Source organism: Microbacterium shaanxiense (assembly GCF_054779995.1).
Genome location: NZ_BAAGXE010000006.1, coordinates 135,783 through 150,774 on the forward strand (window position 1 = coordinate 135,783; position 14,992 = coordinate 150,774).

Below are 14,992 nucleotides of genomic sequence, written 5' to 3' on the forward strand. Positions count from 1 at the left end.
TAACCGCAACCCTCTGGCATTCGACTGCTCCCGCGGTGTGTACTGGTCTCATGAGGTCGATCTGGAAGGGAGCCCTGACGTTCGGGCTCGTGAATGTGCCGGTGAAGGTGTACTCCGCCACCGAGGATCACGATGTCTCCCTGCACCAGGTGCACGATGAGGACGGCGGGCGCATCCGCTACAAGCGCACGTGCGAGGTGTGCGGCGAGGTCGTCGCCTACCAGAACATCGACAGGGCCTACGAGGACGACGGCCAGATGGTCGTCCTCACCAAGGAGGACCTCGACGCGCTGCCGGCCGAGCGCAGCCGTGAGATCGATGTGGTCGAGTTCGTTCCGAGCGAGCAGGTCGATCTGCTGACGCTCGACAAGGCGTACTACCTGGAACCGGATTCCAAGTCGCCCAAGGCGTACGTGCTGCTGCGAAAGACCCTCGAGCAGACCGACAGAACGGCGATCGTGCGTTTCACGCTCCGTCAGAAGACGCGGCTCGCCGCACTGCGGGTGCGCGGGGATGTGCTCGTGCTGCAGACGCTGCTGTGGGCCGACGAGGTGCGCGCGGCCGAGTTCGCGTCACTCGACGAGGACGTGAAGATCTCGAAGAAGGAGCTCGAGCTCTCATCGAGTCTCGTCGACAGCTACTCCAGTGACTTCGATCCCGAGTCGTTCGTCGACGAGTATCAGAAGGAGCTTCGCACCCTGATCGACGCGAAGATCGAGGCGGGCGAGACGTTCGACGTCAAGGAGACCTTCGCCGAGGAGGGCGAGGACGAGAAGGGCGGTGAGGTCATCGACCTCATGGAGGCTCTCAAGGCGAGTGTCGAGCGCTCGCGGGCGAAGAAGAAGGATGCCGGGTGAGCGCCGTTCGCTGAGAGTCAGTGCTTGCCGTCGCCGTCCAGGTCGGGAGCGCGGTCGAAGACCTCAGGGTCGAGCGTGAGGTGCTCGGCCTCAGCCGCGTCGACCGTCGCGTCGCCGCCGGCGGCGAGTTCCTTCTTGACCTTGTAGCGCTCCGAGAAGTAGTGCCACAGCGTGATCACCGCAGTGCCGCCGACGGCGACGAGCAGGATGATGTCGATGTACTCGGTGACGAGGTGCGCGATCCACGGGATGTAGGCGATGAGGTAGCCGAGCATCGTCAGACCGAAGCCCCACAGGAGGGCGCCGATGAGGTTGTAGAGGCTGTATTTGCGCCACGGCATATGCCCCACGCCCGCTGCGACGGGTGCGAAGGTGCGCACGATCGGCACGAATCGGGCGAGGATCACGGTCAGTCCGCCGTACCGCTCGAAGAACGCATTCGTCCGCTCGACGTTCTTGCGGCTGAAGAGTCCGGACTCCTTGCGCTCGAACACGGCGGGGCCGCCCTTGTGGCCGATGAGATACCCGACCTCACCGCCGACGAACGCGGCGAGGGCGATCAGCAGCGCGACGAACCAGATGTTCAGACCGAACACGTTGTTCGTGTGGGTGAGAAGCCCGGCGATCACGAGCAGGGTGTCGCCCGGAAGCAGGAACCCGACCAGAAGACCGGTCTCCGCGAACACGATGAAGCAGACCACCAGCAGTGCCCATGGTCCGGCCGCGCCGATGATGAGCTCAGGGTCGAGCCAGGGGATGAGGGCGATCTGATGCATGGTGTCCCATCGAGCAGGTCGTGCGGCGGTCAATCGATACGTGCTGTGCGGAAGGTGGGACTTGAACCCACACGCCCTGAGGCACAGGAACCTAAATCCTGCGTGTCTACCAATTTCACCACTCCCGCGCTGTGCTTTCAGTCTAGGGGCGCAGTTCGGTGCGGAAAAGGCGGGTGAACCCTCGCATCGGATGAGGGGAACCCCGAAAGGGCATCGCCGGAAATGATTGACACATTCAACAATTGATGCTGGAATCTGCTTAACCCGAAATTCGGCCCTGGTTCAGCGATGAGCAATAGGCCACAGTTTCTAGATCGACAGTACATAGAAGTGCCGTATGACGGATTCGGATCCGCCGTGACCGACGACAGAAAGAGCCCGATGATGCGCAAGACCCCCTACCTCGCGTCCTTGGCGATCCTCAGCCTCGCCTTGGCCGGCTGCGGCGGAAGCCCCAACGCTCGCCCGGCCGATGACACGGCCGAGACGCCGACCGAACTGGTCTTCGCCGTCGTTCCCACAGATGACAGCAAGGCACTCGAGGCGTCGTTCGAGCCTCTGGTGGCCGCGATCGAGGAGGGCACCGGCATCACCACCCGCATCGAGGCGGTCAGCAGCAACGCCGGCGTCATCGAGGCGCAGGCCGCCGAACGCGTCGACATCGCCGTGTACGGCGCATTCTCGTACTACCTGGCCAAGGACGTCGCCGACGTCACTCCGGTCGCGATGGATCAGCTCACCCCGGAACCGGGCTCGGGGGCCGTGAACTCAGTCGGGGTCGTCGCCGCGGGGTCGGACATCACCTCGATCGAGGATGTCGCCGGCCGCACCGTGTGCTTCACGGATCCGGCATCGACGACCGGCTACCTCGCGGCAGCGGCGGGACTGCTCGATGCGGGTATCGACCCCGAAACAGACATCACGCCCGTGTTCGCGGGCAAGCACGATGTGGCGGTCACGCAGATGCTCGCCGGCGACTGCGAGGTCGCCTTCGTGGCCAGCACCTTCATCACCGACATCCTGCCCGCGCGGGGCCTGATCGCTGAAGGGGACACCGAGACGGTGTGGACGTCACCGGACATCCCCGGCACGCCGCTGGTCGTCGGAGACTGGCTGAGCGCGGACCTGAAGCAGAAGATCGTCGACGCGGTCCTCGAGCACGACGCGGTCACGGCAGCCGAGGCCGGTCTGTGCGACGACGCCCAGCGCGAGGCTCCCGCACCGTGGGGCGACGAGTACGTCGGCGCCATGGCGTGCGAGTGGGGCGGCACCGGTGCGTTCGCGTTCGAACCGGCGACCGACGGGGATTACGACACCATTCGCGACATCTGCGAATCCACTCAGGCAGAAGTCTGCCGCCAGGACTGACCGAAGGTGCAAGCGAGCATGCTCACGATTGAATCCGAGAAGCAGATGACGACAACAGACACCGCCGCCCGCAGCCTGGTCATACGCGACCTCGACAAGAGCTTCGGCGCCAAGTCGGTGCTGCGGGGCATCGATCTGGAGGTCTCGCCTGGGCAGTTCGTCGCCCTGGTGGGTCCGTCGGGGGCCGGCAAGTCGACGCTGCTGCGCCTGATCAACGGCAGTCATCGACCGACGGGCGGATCCGTTGAGGTGCTCGGGATCGACCCGGCGACGTGCAGTCGCCGTGAGTTGCAGCGACTTCGCGCCCGCGTCGGCTTCGTCTTCCAGCAGTTCGGTCTCGTCGGGCGCCTCTCGGCGGTCGAGAACGTGCTGATGGGTTCACTGGGGGCGCTGCGGATGCCGCGCTACGGAGTGGCGAGCTATCCACGGGCGCTGCGCGAGCGCGCGACCGTGCAGCTCGAGCGCGTCGGACTCGTCGATCAGCGCTTCCAACGCTGCGACACGCTCTCTGGGGGCCAGCAGCAGCGCGTGGCGATCGCTCGCAGCCTGCTGCAGGACGCGGAGATCGTCCTCGCAGACGAGCCGGTCGCCTCGCTCGATCCGACCGCGAGCGTGTCGGTGCTGGCCATGTTGCGCAGGCTCAGTGCCGAGGACGGGTTCACCGTGATCTGCTCGCTCCACCAGGTCGACCTCGCTCTGCAGGTGAGTGATCGCATCGTCGCCGTGCGCGACGGCGGGATCGTCCTCGACGCCGCGACGAGCGACACGACCGAGGACCAGCTCAGGGCGGTCTATCGCACCGCCGAGGCATCCGGCGCATGACGCAGACACTCGAAGATCCTCCCCGCGTCGGACGGCGGGCGGGCGACGACACGCGCCCGGTCCGGCGTGCGACCACGTGGGCGATCCCGCTCGCCTATCTCGCAGTCACCGCGTTCGGTGTGTGGTGGATCGACATCCGCCCGGAGGCGCTCGCCGCCGGCTTCGGCGACATCGCCCGGCTGCTCGAACGGATGCTGCCACCAGCGACCGGCAGCGTTCCCAGCCTGCTCTCCAGTGCGCTCGAGACGCTGTGGATCGCGATCGCGGGCACCGGCATCGCCGCGCTGCTGTCCGTTTTCCTCGCGGCCGCCGCGGCGAGCACGTTCACCGGTCCGCGCGTCGTGCGATGGATCGCACAGCTCATCATCGTCGTGACGCGCGCTGTGCCCTCTCTCGTGTTCGCGCTCATCTTCGTGAGGATCTTCGGGCTCGGACCGCTCGCCGGCGGCATGGCCATCGCAGTGCACTCGGTCGGGATGATCGGCAAGATGATGGCCGATGTGTTCGAGGAGCAGGATCCGTCGCCGAAGGACGCCGTCGCCGCCGTGGGGGCGGGACGACTTCAGAACTTCGTCGCGACGACCTTCAGCCGCGCGCTGCCGGCGATGACGTCGCTCGTGCTGTACCGACTGGACATCAACATCCGCGCGTCCGCTGTGCTCGGCGTCGTGGGTGCCGGCGGCATAGGTGTCGCGCTGCAGACCGCCATCGGATCCTTGAACTATCCCCGCGCGGCAGGCATCATCCTCGTCATCATCGGGATGCTGCTCGTGCTCGAGGTCGTGTCGTACGCCGTTCAACGCGCGGTGGCCGAGCATGCCGACACCGGCACGGCGACCGAGCTCTACGGACGCAGAACCGATCCGGTCGTCACCGGTTGGAGCCGCGGGCGAACACTGCGCACCGCCGGTGCGTTCGTCGCCGTCGCGCTGTTCGCGTTCTCGCTCATGCAGCTGGGCTTCAATCCCGCGCGACTCGAGCGAGCGGGGGAGAACGCTCTCGCGCTGCTCTCCGGGTTCGTGCCGCCCATCATTACGATGGACGTCCTCGGCGGCGTGTTCGAGAGCGTCATCATGGCCCTCACCGCCACCACCTTCGGGGTGGTGCTCGGCCTCGTCATCGCAGTGCTCTCGACGAACCTGGTCATCCGGTTCGCGCCGCTGTCGCTGCTTCTGCGGGGAATCATCGTGCTCGTTCGAGGCGTTCCCGACATCATCTATGCGCTCGTGTTCGTGGCAGCGCTGGGGCTGGGGCCGTTCGCAGGGTTCCTCGCCCTGGCGATCTCGTGCACGGCCCTTGCCGCCAAGTTCTTCACGGACGCGCTGCAGAAGGTCGATCCGGCGCCGCTTCGCGCGCTCGAGGCCACCGGGGCGAATCGGCTGCAGGTGTTCGTCAGCGGCGTGTGGCCGCAGTTCGTGCCGAGCTTCATCGGGAACAGCCTGTTCACGTCCGACCTCGCGCTGCGCGAGTCCGCAGTGCTGGGCATCGTCGGGGCCGGCGGTATCGGCTTCCTCCTCGACGAATCGGTCGCCTCCCTGGACTATCAGAAGACGGCGGGCATCCTCATCTGCCTGGTGGCTGTGGTCGTGGCGCTCGAGTCCGTCGCGCGCTGGGCGCGGAAGAAGGTGATCTGACGTGGCGACATGTCCATTCGGGTACGGTTCCGACGACACCGTCGCCGCGAAGCCGGATGCTCGAACGCGCGAGGAGCGCGGCTCGGAGTGGGCGCCGGCTCTGGAGGAGGAGTTCGGCAGCGCGCACGCCGACTATGCGGCGCTGCGCGCCGGCAACGCGTTCCCGTGGAGTGAGGAGTTCGGAGGGTTCTGGGCTGCCACCACGTACGACGACGTCGTGCGCATCGCCCAGGACGACGAGCTGTTCATCACGTCAGTGCAGAACGTCGTGCCTCACGTCCCGCGGAGCTCGCGGCGCCCCCCGCTGCACTTCGACCCGCCGGAGCACACCGCGTATCGGGATGCGATCGATCCGGTGCTGCGCCGCAGCGTCGTGAGAGCGCACGAGGCGGCGTTCCGCACGAGCGCAGAGGATCTCGTCGCGAAGATGCTGCGCAGCGGCGCCCCCGATGCGGTCAGCGACTTCGCGGCGCCGTACGTCATGGACTGCTTCGCCGCGTTCCTGAGTGTCCCCGCACCACTGACGCGACGCATCCGCGAGGTGGGCGTGCGCTACTCCTTCGCGATCCAGGACATGGATGACGCCGTCATCGCGGAATGCAGCGCGCAGCTCTACGAGATCGCCGAAGGCGTCTACGAGGACCGGCTGTCACAGCATCCGGATCCTGACCTAGATCTCGTCGCGAGCCTCGACGCGGCCGCGCAGGATCCGGCGAACCACATCACGAGAAAGACCGCCGTCGCCACGGTGAGGCAGATGATCGTCGCGGGGATGGGGGCACCGCAGGCGGCACTCGGCAGCTGCCTTGTGCACCTCGCGCAGGATCAGGACCTGCAGCGGCATCTACGGCGGCACCCCGACGACCTTCCTGCCGCCATAGAGGAGTTCCTGCGTCTGCACGCCCCGTACCGGGTGTTCGCGCGCACCGCGGTGCGCGACACGACTTTACGCGGGCGCCTCGTGCGCGAGGGGGAGCCGATCGCGTTGCTGTTCCCGTCGGCGAACAGGGACGCGGAGGTGTTCGACGCTCCGGACGACTTCATCCTCCGCCGCCCTGGCAACTCCCATCTCGCGTTCGGCCGTGGCGCCCACAGATGTCCGGCGGCGACCATGGGGCGACTGGAACTCCTCGTGGCGCTGCAGACGATCCTCGAGCGCACCGAAGGATTCGAGCTCGCCGGTGAGGTGACGATGATGAACTGGCTCGAATACGGACCGCGTTGCGCACCGCTGACGCTGCACCCGACCCGCTGAACCGGTGCGGAGTGGACACGTGACAGAATCGCCCCATGCCGTCGCCTTCCGAGACAGTTCTGCCGCGCTCTCAGCGCGGTGCGCACTCTCAGCAGCTGCTGTCGGTGCTGCTCGGCGACTACTGGTTCGCGCAGGCCGAATCTCTGCCTTCGGCAGCGCTCGTGGACCTTCTCGGGCTCTTCGATGTGAGTGCGGCCGGTGCGAGGGGCGCGATCCAGAGACTCGCCCAGCGGGGATTCCTCGTGGGCGCCAGGTCCGGACGTCACACGGAGTACGCCGTGGCGCCCATGACGCGCGAGATCATCGACTCGCATGTGCGCGTGCTCTTCTTGAGCCACCGCATACCGGAGTGGGATGGAACCTGGACGGTCGTGGCGTACTCCGTACCGGAGGACGCCGCTGGGACGCGACGTGCGCTGCGCGATCGGCTCCGGCTCTTGCGTTTCGCCCCGCTGTACGACGCCCTGTGGCTTCGACCGGGAGACGCGTCCGAATCGATCGCCGGAATGCTCTCGAGCATGCCTGTCGAGCTCGGCCCCGAGCAGTTGACGGTGTTCACCGCCGCACGTCTTCCCCGGGGGACCGATCGGGAGGCGATCGTGGGAGCGTTCCAGCTCCAGGAGCGCGCCGCCGGTTATCAGCGGTTCCTCGATCGCTGGGCGCCCGTCGCCCGACGCCTCGAGAGCGATGGTCCGACGGTTGTGCTGGATGCGATGTCGGACTCTGCGGAGCGTCCGGCCGACGAGGCCCTCCGTATCCGGACGTCGATCATGGCGGATTGGCGGATGCTGCGTCGCAGCGACCCGCAGCTGCCTGACGAGCTGCTCGGAGCGGACTATCCGCTGCATCCCGCCGTCGCGGTGTGCGCAACCGTTTACGACGCACTCGGCCCCGCGGCCGAGTCGGCAGTCCGGCGCATCCTTCGGCCGTACCGTGACGATCTCGCCGGACACGTCACCCACCACACTTTCGCAGCAGCGACGTCGCTGCTGACAGAGGGCTGAACCCTCATCACCTCGGGCGCTCGCACGCCCGGCAAAGGACATCACCATGCCTTCAACGTTCTTCCCGCGCGCGGCCGCCTGCCTGATCGCCGTCGGCGCGCTCGTCCTCACGCCCCTCACCGCTGGGGCCACGTCGACCTCGAGCGCGATTCCTGCCTCGTCCACCGCCGGCTCGGAGCAGCACGGCGAGACCCGCGGCAGCCTGGCCAGCGGCAGCCGGTACGTGCTGCTGACGCCCGCGGATTGGAACGGCACGCTGCTCGTCTGGAGCCCCGGTTACTCGGGCAGCGCCGGAGGCGAGGCCGTCGCCGGACCGGATGCCGACGTCATCACCTGGCTGCTCGACGAGGGGTACGCACTCGCCGGCTCGAAGCCTTCGACCTCCGGATGGAGCGTGCAGGACCTGCTCGTCGACCAGCCGCAGCTCGCCGACGTCGCCGGCGCCTCGCTGGGCGAACCCGAACACGTGGTCGCGTGGGGGTCGTCGATGGGTGGGCTCACCTCGGTCGCGCTGCTCGAGAACCATCCCTCGGTCTTCGACGCGGCATTGCCGCTGTGCGGGTCGGTCGCCGGCACGATCCCGATGCTCAATCAGGCGCTGGACGGCGCGTTCGCGCTGCGGATGTTGCTGGCGCCGTACGACGATCGCCTGGAACTCGTGGACGTGCAGGACGAGCCGCAGCGGCAGGCGGCCTTCCGCGAGGTGCTGGACGAGGCTCAGAAGACCCCGCAGGGGCGCGCCCGCATCGCGTTGGCCGCGAGTCTCGCTCAGATACCGCCGTGGACTCAGCAGGGCACCGTCGAGCCGGGACGCGCAGACATCGCGACGCAGCAGGAGCAGCTGTACCGCGCGTTCATGTTCGGCGTGATCTCTCCGCGAGAACCGCTGGAGGCCCGCGCCGGGGGCAACTTCTCCTGGAACACCGGAGTCGACTATTCGAAGTCCCTGAACGGATCAGACAATGCGCAGCTCGTTCGCGCGCTGTACGCCGAAGCCGGTCTCGACCTGAGAGAGGACCTGGATCTCCTCGAGAGTGCGGATCGCATCTCTGCCGATACGGCAGCCGTCGAGTACATGCAGCGCAATGCGACGCCGACCGGCCAGATCTCGGGGCCGGTCCTGACGCTGCATGAGACCGGAGACACCGCGCCGACCGTCGCCCAGGCGCAGACGTACGCCGAACGAGTCCGTCACGCCGGCGCCAACGCGCAGCTCCGGCAGGTGTTCGTCGATCGTCCGGGGCACTGCGCCTACTCGGATGCCGAGCTCGCCGCCGTCGTCGGCGCGTTGCAGGACAGGCTCGACACCGGCCGTTGGGCGAACGTCGCCATGACGACTGCTCTGAACGCCCGTGCAGATCAGGTCGCGGCTGAGAGCGACCTCGATCGGGGGACGGGGACGTTCGCGCAGTTCCGTCCCGACTCGATGCTCCGGCCGGAGCGCGAGGCTGGGTGAACCTCGCCGCCGTCGTCGGCGGGATACGGTTCTGAGCAGTCCCTTGTGGATAACTTCCGAGGTCGGGCGTCGATTCTTGCGAGGATGCCCGTGTGAGCCAGAGCACCCTCGTCGTCGCCGAGCGCGTGCGCCGGCGTCTGCGTGCGGAGCGCACCGATCCCTCGCTCGCGCCGGAAGAGGCGCGACGCGTCGCGCAGGCGGAGGTCCGCAGGCACAACGACCTCGCGCTGTCGCGTGGCGAAGAGACGATCGACGACGAGATCGCCTGCGTACGCGACGTGCTCGCCTCGGTCAGCGGTTTCGGGCCCCTTCAGCCGCTCCTCGATGATCCCGACATCGAGGAGATCTGGTTGAACGGGCCCGACCGCGTCTTCGTCGCGCGCGAGGGCGTCTCGGAGCGGATCGGGCTGCGTCTGACCGACGCGATGATCCGTGACCTCGTGGAGCGGATGCTGCAGGCGACCGGCCGCCGCGTCGACATCAGCCAACCGTTCGTCGATGCCTCGCTGCCGGACGGTTCCCGACTGCACGTCGCCATCGCGGATGTCGTCCGCGGCTCCTGGGCTGTGAACATCAGGAAGTTCCTGCCCCGGTATCGCACGCTCGATGCGCTGGTCGAGCTGGGAATGCTGCCGGCGGAGGTCGCCGACATGCTGCGCACGGCGATGCGCGACGGGCTCAGCGTGATCGTCTCGGGCGCGACCCACGCGGGCAAGACCACCCTCCTCGGCGCTCTGCTCGCCTCGTGCGCGGACAACCAGCGCATCATCACAGTGGAGGAGACCTTCGAACTGGCCGTGCAGGGTCCCGATCTCGTCGCGCTGCAGGGGCGTCAGGCGAGTCTGGAGGGCAGTGGCGAGATCACGTTGCGCCGTCTCGTGAAGGAGGCCCTGCGCATGCGGCCCGATCGCCTCGTCGTCGGCGAGGTCCGCGACGCGGAGGCGCTCGATCTCGTGCTCGCGCTGAACACCGGGGTACCGGGTGCGGGCACCGTGCACGCGAACTCGGCGGTCGAGGCGCTCGAGAAGTTGACGATCCTGCCCCTGCTCGCCGGCCGCAACATCGATCGCTCCTTCATCGCACCGGCACTCGCAGCCTCGGTCTCGATGGTCGTGCACTGCACGCGTGACGCCGCGGGCGCCCGGCGCGTCACCGAGGTGATCGCGCCGACCGGAGAGGTCGTGGAGGGGCGCATCATCACGCGAACCATCTACCGGGCGGAGCCACCGGTATGACGCTGCTCATCGGCGCGATCCTCGCGGCCGGACTCCTGCTGTGCGCATCGCCATGGCTGTGGCCGCGACGCGACAAGGAGCAGCGGGAGACGAGCAGCCGCGGGCGGCTCGTCCGTCTGATGGATGAAGCAGGGTACGCCTCCGTGCCGCAGCGCACCGCCGTGGTCGTCATCATCGCCGTCGCGGCGGCTGCGGCCGCGGCCACGTGGCTGGTCACCGGCATCCCGACGCTGGCGGTGCTGGCAGCCATCGGGGGAGCGGCCGCTCCGATAGCGTTCCTGCGGGCGCGTCGACTGCGGCTGCTCAAGGCGCGGAGACAGCTCTGGCCGGACGTCTGCGATCTCCTGATCGCCTCGATCCGCGTCGGGCTGTCATTGCCGGATGCGGTCGCCTCCCTGGCGGAGTCGGCGCCTGCGATGGTGCGTCCGGCGTTCGTCGTGTTCGCGAGGGATCTGCACTCGACCGGACGCTTCGAGACCAGCATCGAGAGGCTGAAGAGCTCGCTGGCCGATCCCATCGCCGATCGGATCATCGAGACTCTGAAGATGGCGCGCCAGGTGGGCGGGACCGAGCTCACCGGCGTGCTGCGTTCATTGTCATCGTCCGTGCGCGCGGACGCCGCGCTGCGCGGCGAGGTCGAAGCGCGGCAGTCCTGGATCCGCGGTGCGGCGGTCCTCGGCGTGATCGCACCGTGGGTCATCCTCGGGCTCCTGGCCCTGCGACCGGAGGGCGCGCAGGCGTACACGAGCCCAGAGGGAGTGCTCGTGATCATCGCCGGTGCGGCCGTGTCTGTCGTGGCATTCCGCATCATGGTGCGCATCGGCCGTCTTCCAGAGCCCAGACGGTGGTTCGCATGAGCGGTGTCACGGATGCCGCCATGGCGCTCCTCCTCGGCGGACTGCTTGCGGCGGGGATGCTGTGCATCCTCGCCGCCGCCCCGCGCTGGGGTGCCGCGTCCCTGACGGTCCGCATCGCTCCCTACGTGCGGGATGCCGTCGACGATGCAGCGCTGCCGACCGGCATCCTTCCCCGAGCGGGAGTCCTTCCCCTCCACGGCGGAAACGGCTGGGAGCGCCTCAAGCGCATGTTCGCGCGCGGCCTCGGCGGCAGTGACGCACTGGCGCTCCGCCTCGCACAGGCGGGCACCGACGACACGCCCGCGTCCTTCCGCGCCCGCCAACTCGGGTGGGCGGTCACCGGATTCGGCGCCGGATGCGTGCTCGTCGTGATCCTCGCGCTGACCGGACGGATGACGCCGCCCGCCGCAGTGCTGCCGGTGCTGGTCGGTGCCGCGGGTGCGGTGGCCGTCGATCTGATGCTCAACGCGAGAGTCAAGGCGCGGCTGTCGCGGCTCAGCGACGAGCTGCCGACCACGTTGGAGTTCCTCGCGCTCTGCCTGTCGGCGGGCGAGGGGTTCCTGGACGCGCTGCGCCGCGTCGCCTCGATAGGTTCGGGCGAGCTCACCCACGAGCTTCGACAGGTGGTGCTCGCCGTCGGCACGGGGTCGCCGCTGGCGGATGCCCTCTCTGAGATGTCCGCACGGCTGCGGCTGCCTGGGTTGTCGCGAGCGGTCGATCAGGTGATCGCGGCGCTCGAGCACGGGGCACCGCTGGCCGGCGTGCTGCATTCGCAGGCGGCGGATGCCCGGGAGGACGCCAAGCGGGTGCTCATCGAACAGGCCGGCCGGCGCGAGATCTACATGATGCTGCCACTGGTGTTCCTGATCCTCCCGCTGAGCGTGCTGTTCGCAGTGTTCCCCGGACTGTTCATCCTGCGACTCGGACTCGGCTGAGACGACGACCTGAACCACCCCATCCATGAGAGGACAGATGATGAGAGCAATCCAAGGCTGGTGGGCAGCGCTCACCGCCGACACCAGGGCGCTCGCCGAAGACGAATCCGGCGACGTGCCCGGCTGGGTTCTGGTGACGTTGATGACGGCCGGGCTCGTCGTGCTCATCTGGGCGGTGGCCGGCCCGGCTCTGACCGGACTGTTCGAGCAGGCGATCTCGCGAGTGTCCGGGCTCTGACGTGCGCTGGCGCGAGGCGGCGACGGACGACCGCGGGTCGAGCCCGGTCGAGTTCGTGCTCGTCGGCTCGCTGCTCACCGTCCTCACCCTCGCCGTGCTGCAACTGGGCTTCGCGGTGTATGTGCGCAACGTCGTGCACGATGCGGCCGTGGAGGGAGCGCACTACGCGGCCCTCGCCGACACCGCGCTGGAGGAGGGCGCCGACCGCACACGCATGTCGATCACCAGAGCGGTCGGTGCGGCCTACGCCGAGGACGTCGCCGTCGCGGAGAGCGACCGGCTCGGACACCCGACGGCGGTCGTGACGGTGCGCACCACGTTGCCCATCATCGGTCTGCTCGGCATCCCGTACGCAATGGAGGTGAACGCGGATGCCCCGCTGGAGACTCTGGGCGAAGAATGACGACGGATCAGCGGCGCTGGAGTTCATCACGGTCGGCGTCATCCTGCTCGTCCCGCTCGCATACCTCGTGATCACGCTCGGCGCCGTGCAGGAGAGCCTTCTCGGCGTCGAGGCCGCCGCACGGCACACAGCGCGGGTGATCGGCCAGGCGGATGACGTCGACTCCGCAGCGGCGAACAGCGACGCCGTGCTCGCGAGCGTGCTGGAGGAATACGGGATCGACCAGGGGAGCGTCGACGTGTCGATGACCTGCACCCCGGCAGTCACGGCGTGTCCATCGGCCGGTGCGACGGTCATCGTCACCGTCACCACCCGCGTCTCGCTGCCGTTCGTGCCGCCGATCTTCGGGCTGGACAGGGCGGCGAGCATCCCGCTCGAGGCCGCCGCCGCGCAGAAGGTCTCGCGTCTGTGGGGCACGGGATGATGCGCCGTCCCTCTCTCTCGAGGCTCGCGACAGAGGCGGAGGAGCGGGATGCCGAGGACGGCAGCGTCCTGCCGCTCCTGCTGGGATACGTCGTGCTCGCGGTCGCCGTGATCTTCGTCTGCACCTGCGCGACCGACCTGTACATCGCGCAGAAGCGACTCGATTCCCTCGCGGATGCCGCGGCGCTCGCCGGCGCGGACGGCTTCACCCTCGTGGTCGACGGCGAATCGGTACGGGCGGAGCTGACGGACGCCGGAGTGCACGAGCAGGCGGTCGCGATCGTGGGTGCCGTGACGACCGATGCGGCTCTCGTGTCGGCATCCGCCCCCGACGGTGTGACAGCCCGCGTCACGGTCGCAGCTGCCTGGCATCCACCGCTGCTCTCGCCGTTCGTTCCTGGCGGTGTGCCGCTGGAAGCCACGGCGACGAGCCGTACGGCGTTGCGCTGAGACGAGCGACCTAGCGGTCAGGGCGAGGGCTGAACCGGGGGATCCAGCGGATGAACCCGAGCGCGCCGAGCAGGCCGACGACGCCGATCACGCCTGAAGCCACCGACAGCGACGCGATCGCGGTCACGCCGGACACGATCAGCGGGGCGATCGCTCCGCCGGCGTCGGTGAGCGTCCGCCATGAGCCGAGGAACGCCGCCGGCTCCTGCTTCGGCGCGGTGTCGGCACCGAGAGTCAGCAGGATACCGCTGGAGAGGCCGTTGCCGACGCCGAGCACCGCCGCCAGCATCCCGAACCACAGCACCGCGGCGTCCCCGTCGTGCGTGAAGGAGAGTGCGAGGAACCCGATCCCCATCAGCACCATGGCCGGCATCGCCGCCCACAGGCGACCGAATCGGTCCATCACCTGGCCGCTGGCGTAGAACAGGGCGAAGTCGATGGCACCCGAGACGCCGACGACCAGGGCGATGGTCTGCGCGTCCAGCCCCAGCGAGACGCCCCACAACGGCAGCACGACCTGCCGTGCCGATCGCACTCCCGACAGGCACGCGGCTGCGAGTCCCAGCTTCCCGAGCACGCTCCTGTGCTGCCACATCGTGCGGAATATCCCCACGCGCTCGACGGTCGGGATGGACCCCGTCACCACCTCACCGGAGTCCTCGGCGAAGGCGGAGCTCAGCGCGACCGGCGGTGTGGTCTTCTCCGGATCGGGTCCGAACAGCACCAGCACCACCATGACGACCAGGCACGCGAGGAAGAACCAGATCGCAGCATGCTCGTCGCCGAAGACCTGCAGCAGGACGGCCGTCACGAACGGCCCCACGAACACACCCAGCCGGAAACTGCCACCCAGTAACGACAGCGCACGGGCGCGGAACGCCACCGGCACGCGCGTCGTCATGAAGGCGTGCCTGGCGAGGCCGAAGGCGGCCGCGCAGAATCCGAGCAGGAAGACGGATGCCGCGAACGCGGCCAGCACGGGGGCGAACACCATCCCCACGACCGCGCCGATCGAGACGACCCCGGCGATCACCATCGTGAAGCGCTCGCCGATGCGCGCCACCGCCCACCCGGCCGGAAGATTTCCGCACAGCTGCCCGATCACGAGGGCGGAGGCGACCAGTGCGGCGGAGGCGACATCGGCGCCCATGTTCGCCGCGATCACCGGGATCAGCGGGATGACGGCGCCCTCGCCGAGGGCGAACAGGATCGTCGGCAGGTACACCATCGGCCCGAACTCTCTCAGGACCGACGACGCGCTGCTCACACGACCACGCTA

16 protein-coding genes and 1 tRNA gene are annotated in these 14,992 nt (G+C 68.4%); 14 read left to right on the forward strand and 3 right to left on the reverse strand.

The genetic code is table 11. The annotated features are described in order from the left end of the window. The first annotated feature begins 50 nt into the window (after positions 1–50). Complete coding sequence (gene ku, locus ACYVG2_RS17910) at positions 51–857, forward strand: non-homologous end joining protein Ku (protein WP_448967695.1); 807 nt, start codon at positions 51–53, stop codon at positions 855–857. 17 nt (positions 858–874) lie between these two features. On the opposite strand, the gene ACYVG2_RS17915 is transcribed toward ku, so the two are convergent. Both ACYVG2_RS17915 and ACYVG2_RS17920 read right to left on the reverse strand, forming a co-directional pair. Continuing rightward, on the reverse strand, positions 875–1,633 hold the full coding sequence (locus tag ACYVG2_RS17915; protein WP_448967696.1) for a DedA family protein: 759 nt from the start codon (positions 1,631–1,633) through the stop codon (positions 875–877). Between the two features lie 46 nt (positions 1,634–1,679). Then, positions 1,680–1,761, reverse strand: a tRNA-Leu gene (locus tag ACYVG2_RS17920). 229 nt (positions 1,762–1,990) lie between these two features. Here ACYVG2_RS17920 and phnD point away from each other — a divergent pair. The 13 genes from phnD to ACYVG2_RS17985 all read left to right on the forward strand — a co-directional run bounded on the left by phnD (position 1,991) and on the right by ACYVG2_RS17985 (position 13,713). Next, the gene (phnD, locus tag ACYVG2_RS17925; protein WP_460782219.1) at positions 1,991–3,001 is read left to right on the forward strand and encodes a phosphate/phosphite/phosphonate ABC transporter substrate-binding protein; all 1,011 of its coding nucleotides are present in this window, start codon (positions 1,991–1,993) and stop codon (positions 2,999–3,001) included. Positions 3,002–3,046: 45 nt separating this feature from the next. Next, positions 3,047–3,823, forward strand: a complete 777-nt coding sequence (phnC, locus tag ACYVG2_RS17930) for a phosphonate ABC transporter ATP-binding protein (RefSeq protein ID WP_460782220.1) — start codon at positions 3,047–3,049, stop codon at positions 3,821–3,823. Continuing rightward, positions 3,820–5,457: a phosphonate ABC transporter, permease protein PhnE gene (phnE, locus tag ACYVG2_RS17935; RefSeq protein ID WP_460782221.1), complete on the forward strand. Its 1,638-nt coding sequence runs from the start codon at positions 3,820–3,822 to the stop codon at positions 5,455–5,457. The genes phnC and phnE overlap by 4 nt, the downstream gene beginning before the upstream one ends. 1 nt (position 5,458) lies before the next feature. Beyond that, positions 5,459–6,712: a cytochrome P450 gene (locus tag ACYVG2_RS17940; protein WP_460782222.1), complete on the forward strand. Its 1,254-nt coding sequence runs from the start codon at positions 5,459–5,461 to the stop codon at positions 6,710–6,712. Positions 6,713–6,747: 35 nt separating this feature from the next. Further along, positions 6,748–7,716, forward strand: a complete 969-nt coding sequence (locus ACYVG2_RS17945; RefSeq protein ID WP_460782223.1) for a PaaX family transcriptional regulator — start codon at positions 6,748–6,750, stop codon at positions 7,714–7,716. A 46-nt stretch (positions 7,717–7,762) separates the two neighbouring features. Beyond that, entirely contained in the window at positions 7,763–9,172 is a 1,410-nt protein-coding gene (locus ACYVG2_RS17950; protein ID WP_460782224.1) for a prolyl oligopeptidase family serine peptidase, read from the forward strand. 92 nt (positions 9,173–9,264) lie between these two features. After that, positions 9,265–10,407, forward strand: coding sequence for a CpaF family protein (locus tag ACYVG2_RS17955; protein WP_460782225.1), 1,143 nt, complete (start codon positions 9,265–9,267; stop codon positions 10,405–10,407). Continuing rightward, the gene (locus ACYVG2_RS17960) at positions 10,404–11,264 is read left to right on the forward strand and encodes a type II secretion system F family protein (RefSeq protein ID WP_460782226.1); all 861 of its coding nucleotides are present in this window, start codon (positions 10,404–10,406) and stop codon (positions 11,262–11,264) included. The genes ACYVG2_RS17955 and ACYVG2_RS17960 overlap by 4 nt, the downstream gene beginning before the upstream one ends. After that, positions 11,261–12,199 (forward strand): type II secretion system F family protein, encoded by a 939-nt coding sequence (locus ACYVG2_RS17965; RefSeq protein ID WP_460782227.1) that lies wholly within the window; start codon positions 11,261–11,263, stop codon positions 12,197–12,199. The genes ACYVG2_RS17960 and ACYVG2_RS17965 overlap by 4 nt, the downstream gene beginning before the upstream one ends. Before the next feature lie 40 nt (positions 12,200–12,239). After that, complete coding sequence (locus ACYVG2_RS17970) at positions 12,240–12,437, forward strand: hypothetical protein (protein ID WP_460782228.1); 198 nt, start codon at positions 12,240–12,242, stop codon at positions 12,435–12,437. A 1-nt stretch (position 12,438) separates the two neighbouring features. Continuing rightward, positions 12,439–12,840 carry a TadE/TadG family type IV pilus assembly protein gene (locus ACYVG2_RS17975; RefSeq protein ID WP_448967720.1) on the forward strand — a complete coding sequence of 134 codons (402 nt, stop codon included), beginning with the start codon at positions 12,439–12,441 and terminating at the stop codon, positions 12,838–12,840. Continuing rightward, the gene (locus ACYVG2_RS17980) at positions 12,809–13,264 is read left to right on the forward strand and encodes a TadE family protein (protein WP_448967721.1); all 456 of its coding nucleotides are present in this window, start codon (positions 12,809–12,811) and stop codon (positions 13,262–13,264) included. The genes ACYVG2_RS17975 and ACYVG2_RS17980 overlap by 32 nt, the downstream gene beginning before the upstream one ends. Next, positions 13,261–13,713: a pilus assembly protein TadG-related protein gene (locus ACYVG2_RS17985; protein ID WP_460782230.1), complete on the forward strand. Its 453-nt coding sequence runs from the start codon at positions 13,261–13,263 to the stop codon at positions 13,711–13,713. Before ACYVG2_RS17980 ends, ACYVG2_RS17985 begins: the two co-directional genes overlap by 4 nt. Before the next feature lie 10 nt (positions 13,714–13,723). Here the strand turns inward: ACYVG2_RS17985 and ACYVG2_RS17990 are convergent, their stop codons facing one another. After that, positions 13,724–14,941 carry an MFS transporter gene (locus tag ACYVG2_RS17990; RefSeq protein ID WP_460782272.1) on the reverse strand — a complete coding sequence of 406 codons (1,218 nt, stop codon included), beginning with the start codon at positions 14,939–14,941 and terminating at the stop codon, positions 13,724–13,726. Positions 14,942–14,992: the final 51 nt, after the last annotated feature.